We start from the raw sequence: 684 nt of genomic DNA, 5'->3' as shown, positions 1-684 counted from the left end.
TGTGATAATCGTGTATTCTTTTGCGTATTTCAAATTTAAACTGGCATTAAAATCCCGGTCAAGAACCGTATCGCAATTATCGCAGGAAAATGTCCGTTCAGAAAGGCTAAGTGTGGTTTTTTTGACGCCACAAGTTGAACACAGCTTGGAGGAAGGATACCATCTATCCACTAGTCGCAACTCGATGCCTTTCTCGAGACATTTATCCGTCAGCATTTCCCGAAAAGCAGAAAAGTTCTGCTTTGCAATGGCTCTAGATAAATACCGATTTTTCTTCATGCCTTTGAGGTTTAAATCTTCAATCGTAAGATACGTTGGTTTGGTTTTCACCAACACACTCACCACATATCGAATGTAATCCTGTCGGATGTTCGCTAGCCTAGCGTGCAATTTTTGAACAACTAAGAGTTGTTTCTGCCTGTTTTTAGCGCAGAAGTCACCTCTCTTTCGATTCTTATTCTGTTCGTAACTGCGACTCAGTTTCCGCTGTTGTCGCTTTAAGCTTTTTTCCAATTTAATTACTGGCCGAGTTTTGTTGATGTTGTCGAATTGAACATGATGACTACAAACTGCAAAAGTGTTAATTCCTAAATCAATGCCAATTCCGTCATGCTCGGGCACATGTGCTTCTTTCACTTCTTCAACCTCACATAACACAGAAACAAAATATAGACCCGCTTTTTG

Annotated in this window: 1 protein-coding gene; it reads right to left on the bottom strand. The window is 40.2% G+C overall.

All coding sequences use genetic code 11. The annotated features are described in order from the left end of the window. On the bottom strand, nt 1-684 hold a 684-nt coding region (locus R2B72_RS18585; RefSeq protein ID WP_318618374.1), incomplete at both ends, for a transposase.

Source organism: Sporosarcina sp. YIM B06819 (assembly GCF_033485175.1).
GTDB lineage: Bacteria > Bacillota > Bacilli > Bacillales_A > Planococcaceae > Sporosarcina.
This window is presented reverse-complemented; position numbering and strand designations above follow the sequence as displayed.